1 protein-coding gene and 1 pseudogene are annotated in these 668 nt (G+C 47.0%); both read left to right on the top strand.

All coding sequences use genetic code 11. The features are described from left to right. Nucleotides 1-425: CHAP domain-containing protein (locus tag LIQ05_RS19450; protein ID WP_226822939.1), on the top strand; the 425-nt coding region annotated here is incomplete at its 5' end. A gap of 115 nt (nucleotides 426-540) precedes the next feature. Further along, nucleotides 541-668, top strand: a pseudogene (locus tag LIQ05_RS20500) (AraC family transcriptional regulator); the annotation flags it as partial.

The raw sequence follows: 668 nt of genomic DNA, 5'->3' as shown, positions 1-668 counted from the left end.
TGTTTGGAGGCAACGGCCAGATCGTATCCGTGGCACTTACCCAGCTTGGAAATGAAGGAGGCCAGAAGTTCTGGTCATGGTATGGATTTGACAGCCATGTGGCGTGGTGTGCCTGCTTTGCCAGCTGGTGTGGGGATCAGGCAGGACTGATCGAGAGCGGCAAGATGCCGAAGTTCTCCCTATGCGATGATGGGATCGCGTGGTTTCAGGGCAAGGGAAAATGGAAGAGCAGAGGATATTCGCCAGCACCCGGAACCCTGATCTTCTTTGACTGGAACGGGGACGGAACCTCAGACCATGTGGGAATCGTGGAGAAAATTGAGGGAAGTACCGTATATACGGTAGAGGGAAACTCCAGTGATGCCGTGAACAAGAGAAGCTATGATATCAATAACGGAACGATCATGGGATACGGCATACTTTGAAAATTAATATGTTGACTCTTAGAGAGTAGTCAATAGTTTAGATTACCTTGACTAAAAAACAAATATAAAGTATTATGTGATTAGCTTCGACTAACTAGAAAAAGGAGGGCGCACGATGACAAACCAATATATGACGAAGCTGTATCACGATCTGCTCTCCAACTCTCCGCAGACAGTGACAATAGATATTCCGGCTGATATGGGAACAGGTCAGATTTCGCAAGTTGTTACAAAGCAAGGAGC

The sequence above is a fragment of the Blautia glucerasea genome, from assembly GCF_020537505.1.
In the GTDB taxonomy this organism is placed as follows: Bacteria; Bacillota; Clostridia; order Lachnospirales; family Lachnospiraceae; genus Blautia_A.
The sequence above is the reverse complement of the archived record's forward strand: the minus strand, read 5'-3'. Positions and strand labels throughout refer to the sequence as shown.